Raw genomic sequence first — 4,870 nt, 5'->3', positions numbered from 1 at the left:
GGGCGTCGCCGGAACCGTTGTAGCGGCGACACCCGCCGCCGCTGGCGTGGTCGGGACAGTGGACGGCACCGTGACCGGGGCCGTCGCGGTTCGCGGCATCACCGACAGCGTTGTTCCAGCCGTCGTCACCGGCGAGACGGGCAGCGCCGCCATCTGGGTGACGATCGCAGAGGGCAGCGCACCGGGCGTATCGGGCGCGCGCGTCGGCGAAGACGCCGCCACGCTTGCCTGCGAGACCCGGTTCGCGTCCGCCGCCGCACCCGACGTCGTCCGGGCCGGTAAGGGCTGGACGAAGGTCGATGTCGGCGCGGACGGGGGGAGCGTCGTGGTCGCTGCAGGACCGGTCGGCCGCTGGACCGGCTGTGTCGATGCCAGCACCACCGGCGGCTTGGGCAGCGGCTGGACCATGACCATCGGCGCAGACGCCTGCACGGTTGCCGCCGGGCGGACGGGCGAAGGCGTTGGCGACGGAGTCGGCGTGGTCGTAGGGGTCGGCGTCAAAGCGGCGACTTCGGCGCGACCCGACCGTGCGGTCTTGTCGCGGCGGGTAACCGATCGATCGGCGGCCGCCTTGGCACGGCCCGTCGGCTGGGGTGCGGGCTGCGGCTCGGCCGCCGCGAGCATTACCGGCGCGGTCGGATCGGCACCCAGTTGCGGCAGGACCGGCGTCATCCGCGCATCGGCGATCCGTTGCGGAGTCGCATGCACTTCGCCGAAATGCACCGCAAAGGCGCGATCTGCGGGCGCAAGCAATGGCAGACGCTGGAAAAAGGGCTGCAGACCGCGGGCCGCAGCCCCGGGCATCATCGTCGTGACGATCGTCTCTGCGCCGCGCACGTCATTGTTCATGGCCAGGATGAACGCGCGCGCGCGCCATGCCCCACGGTCCTTCTTGAGGACCAGCGGGTCGAGCTGCTGCAGTGCCAGATCACGCTTGCCGGATATGCCGAGCGACAGGGCGTAACGCCGGACAGTCTCGTCATCGGGGGCATCGCGCAACGCGACACGATAGTCGCGCTGCGCCCGATCCTGTTCGCCGATCAGGTCATAGGCCAGCCCGCGATCCGCGGCATAATAGCGCGGCTGGAGCCCGAACGCCTCGGCCTGCGCGAAATAGCGGAGCGCCTCGCCCGGTCGCTCGGAGCGGACCAGGATCGAGGCCATGCCGGCCTTCACCCGGCCGTTGCGCGGATCGACCTTCTCGGCGCGCGCGAACAGTGCCGCGGCACCGCTCAGATCACCGAGCCCGATCGACAGATCCCCCGCGCGGACCAGTGCATCGACGTTGCGGGGGTTCGACGCGAGCTGCCGCATCGTGTCGCCGAGACGATCCGCGTCGGTCGTTCCGGGCAAGGGCTGGACGACTTCCTGCGCCCGCGCGCCGCTCGGTGCGGTGACTAGAACCAGCGCGAGCGCGGCAGTCAGGAGATGATGGGTCGGGAAGATCATGGGTGCCCGTAGCTAGACCCGAGCGCGCGGGAACGGGCAACATGCCGCAGCGCGCTACGCGCCAGGACGGGGCGCGCCGGCGACGAACCGGCGCGCCCCTTTGTGCAGGCCGTTACTGGTTGTTCTGGCGGTGCAGGAAGCGCGGAATGTCGAGCGGATCGGTCGAGGCCGCCTCGCCGTCTTCCTTGGCCGCGCCGCGCGCCGCATTCGACATGCGCTCGAACAGCGTCCCGCCGAGCTTGACGCGCGGCGTCGCCGGTGTGGCGGCTTCGGGCGCAGCTTCCGCACCCGGAGCGAGCCAGCGACGGCGTGCACCACCCTCGTCCGCAGCCGGCATCGGCGCCGGGGCCGCGGGCGTGGGAGCGGCATAACGATCGTCCGCGTAGGAGCGCGGCGGAGCCTGATAGGCAGGCGCCTGGGGCGTACGCGCGGTCGGCTGCGGCGCAGGCTGAGCCTGGACCGGCGGCTGCACCGGGGCGGGTGCAGGTGCCGCCTGTGTCGGCGCGGGGGCATAGGACTGCGGTGCGGCCGGGACCATCTTGTCCTGGCCCAGGACGAGTTCCTCGTCGGTGGCGCCGGACTGTACCGCGTCCGCGCTCGACAGGTCGAGCGGCTCGTCGCCCGTGCCAGTCGTGCCGGTCGGTGCCGCGGGCTCGCTCGGACGGAACGACGTCGATTCGTCGTTCTTGCGGCCCATGCCGAAGCTGAACGAGCGCGTCGGCTCGGGCGCGACGGCGGGCTTGGCGTCCGCATCGATCCCGGTCGCGACGACCGAGACGCGGATCTTGCCTTCCAGCTCCTGGTTGAACGCCGAACCCCAGATGATGTTGGCATCGGGATCGACCAGGTCGCGAATGTGATTCGCGGCTTCGTCGACTTCGAGCAGGCGCATGTCGTCGCCGCCGGTGATCGAGATAATTACGCCCTTGGCACCCTGCATGCTGACGCCGTCGAGCAGCGGGTTCGAGATCGCCTTCTGCGCTGCCTCGAGCGCGCGGTTGTCGCCGCTCGCCTCGCCGGTGCCCATCATCGCCTTGCCCATCTCCTGCATCACCGAGCGGACGTCGGCAAAGTCGAGGTTGATGAGGCCGGGCATGACCATCAGGTCGGTGATGCTGCGCACGCCCTGCTGGAGGACCTCATCCGCCATCGAGAACGCTTCCTTGAAGGTCGTGTTCGCGTTGGCGATCAGGAACAGATTCTGGTTCGGAATGACGATCAGCGTATCGACGTACTTCTGCAGTTCCTCGATGCCGCCATCCGCCGACTTGGCGCGACGATTGCCCTCGAACGCGAACGGCTTGGTGACCACGCCGACGGTCAGGATGCCCATGTCGCGCGCCGCCTTGGCAATGACCGGGGCGGCACCCGTGCCGGTGCCGCCGCCCATGCCGGCGGTGATGAAGCACATGTGCGCGCCTTCGAGCATCTTGGCGAGCTGGTCGATCGTCTCCTCGGCGGCCGCGCGGCCGATCTCGGGACGGCTGCCGGCACCGAGACCCTGCGTGATCTTGGTACCCAGCTGGATCCGTTGCGGCGCGGTCGACTGCTTGAGCGCCTGCGCGTCGGTGTTGGCAACGAGGAAGTCGACGCCCTGGACGTCGGCCCTCATCATGTTCGCGATCGCGTTACCGCCCGCGCCACCGACCCCGATCACCGCGATGCGGGGGGCCAGCTCGTCCACTTCGGGACTCAGAAATTCGATGCTCATCGCCTGCTTCTCCGCCCATCCCGGTGATACGCTACGGCCGGGCCCCTGATTAACCTGTGTGCACCAACGCTACCGGCTGTTCCAGCCGAAATAGCGTCAGCCGTTTCGAAACTCTCAATAATTCGCGCGTGCCGCCTGAATCAACTTGCGGACCATGCCGATTCCCTTCGGCCGGTGAACGATCGTCCGCTGCGGTGCAATACCGCGCAGGTCGATCGGATCGGTCGCCGCATAGAAGGCCAACCCCGCTAGCGTCGCAAAGGCCGGTCCGCCATGCGCCTCGGGCAGAGCGGTCAATCCGCGCGGTCGGCCGATCCGGACCGACCGCCCCAGCGCCTGTTGCGCATAATCGGCAATGCCCTTCAGCTCCGCACCGCCACCGGTCAGCACGACTTGGCGCCCCACCGGCCCCTCGAACTTGAGCGTGCTCAGCGCATTGCGCACCTCGCCCATCTGATGTTCGAGGCGCTGGCGGATGACGCTGATCAGCTGCGCCTTGGTGATCTGCGCGCCCTCGCCCGCGCCGTCCTCGGCCGAGATCGGCATGACCGGGATCATGTCGTGGTTGTCGCGGGGGGAGGCATTGGCCGAACCATGGAAGCACTTCATCCGCTCGGCATTCTGCCGCCGCGTCCCGAACGCGCTGGCGATGTCGTCGGTGATGTCCTGCGCGCCGATCGGGATCGAGGTCAGTCCGACGAGCATGCCGCCCGCGAACAGCGAGACATTGGTGATCCCCGCTCCCATCTCGACCAGCGCGACACCGAGCTCACGCTCCTCGTCGCTCAGGCACGCGAGCCCGGTCGCCACTGGCGAGGCGATGATCGACTTCACCTCGAGATGCGCCGACCGCACGCACAGATCGAGATTGCGCACCGGCGAACCGTCTGCGGCCACGACATGGATATGCACGCCGAGCCGGTCGGCATGCAGCCCGAGTGGCGTCTTAACCCCGGTCAGCCCGTCGAGCGTATAGAGCGCAGGCTGCGCGTGCAGCACCATCCGCCCTTGCGGATCGATCGAGTTGCGGCCCGCCGCGAGCAGCGCGTCGATATCCTGCTGCTCGACGCGGTGGCCGCCCAGTTCGAACTCGACCTCGGCGACGTCGGACACCAGCCCGCCGGCCGAGAAGCCGACCCAGACATTCTCGATATTGATCCCTGCGATCCGTTCGGCCTGCTCGACCGCCTCGCGTACCGCGGCCTCGGTCGTCGCCATGTCGGCGATATAGCCGCGCTTGACGCCACGGCTCTCGCGCTGGCCGGTGCCCAGCACGATCAGCTCGCCGCCATCCCCCTTTTGCGCGATCATCGCCGAAACCTTCGACGACCCGATATCGAGCGCCGTGATCAGCCCTTCCGGTGCCACCTTCGCCATGTCATCCCTCCCCGCCCGTTACGTTCGCGTCCGCCGTCTGCGACGGTATAGTCGTCTGTGGCTCGCTGGATACCGGCGCGGGCACGTCGACGCTGTGCGCCAGGCTCGCCCCCGGCTTGCGCGCGACCAGCTTGGTCGGGTCGCGCATATCGAAGCGGATCCAGCCGCGGCCGAGCAGCGGCCGTGCGCCGTCGAGCTCGGCGAACTTCACCAGCGCACGCGGCGCCCCGTCCTCGGGCAATGCCAGCGTCTCGCCGCTCTCGAAGGTCAGGTCCCAGCGCCGGTTGCCGACCCAGGTCGCCGCCTTCACCCGCGGCTTGAGCGCGGGGGCGG

Annotated in this window: 3 protein-coding genes and 1 pseudogene; all 4 read right to left on the bottom strand. The window is 69.2% G+C overall.

Annotation, left to right across the window (positions count from 1 at the left end; all coding sequences use genetic code 11):
• Positions 1–1,449, bottom strand: a pseudogene (locus tag sphsw_RS20265) (SPOR domain-containing protein); the annotation flags it as partial.
• A gap of 112 nt (positions 1,450–1,561) precedes the next feature.
• Entirely contained in the window at positions 1,562–3,160 is a 1,599-nt protein-coding gene (ftsZ, locus tag sphsw_RS04360) for a cell division protein FtsZ (protein WP_031439540.1), read from the bottom strand.
• 114 nt (positions 3,161–3,274) lie between these two features.
• Positions 3,275–4,537, bottom strand: a complete 1,263-nt coding sequence (gene ftsA / locus sphsw_RS04355) for a cell division protein FtsA (RefSeq protein ID WP_031393123.1) — start codon at positions 4,535–4,537, stop codon at positions 3,275–3,277.
• Between the two features lies 1 nt (position 4,538).
• Positions 4,539–4,870 (bottom strand): cell division protein FtsQ/DivIB (locus tag sphsw_RS20260; RefSeq protein ID WP_042466561.1); only part of this gene is annotated, 332 nt, incomplete at its 5' end.

The organism is Sphingomonas sp. FUKUSWIS1 (assembly GCF_000733135.1).
In the GTDB taxonomy this organism is placed as follows: domain Bacteria; phylum Pseudomonadota; class Alphaproteobacteria; order Sphingomonadales; family Sphingomonadaceae; genus Sphingomonas; species Sphingomonas aerolata.
This window is presented reverse-complemented; position numbering and strand designations above follow the sequence as displayed.

Coding starts and splice junctions, on each gene's coding strand:
- ftsZ (WP_031439540.1), bottom strand. CDS start 3,160: ATGAGCATCGAATTTCTGAGTCCCGAAGTGGACGAGCTGGCCCCCCGC.
- ftsA (WP_031393123.1), bottom strand. CDS start 4,537: ATGGCGAAGGTGGCACCGGAAGGGCTGATCACGGCGCTCGATATCGGG.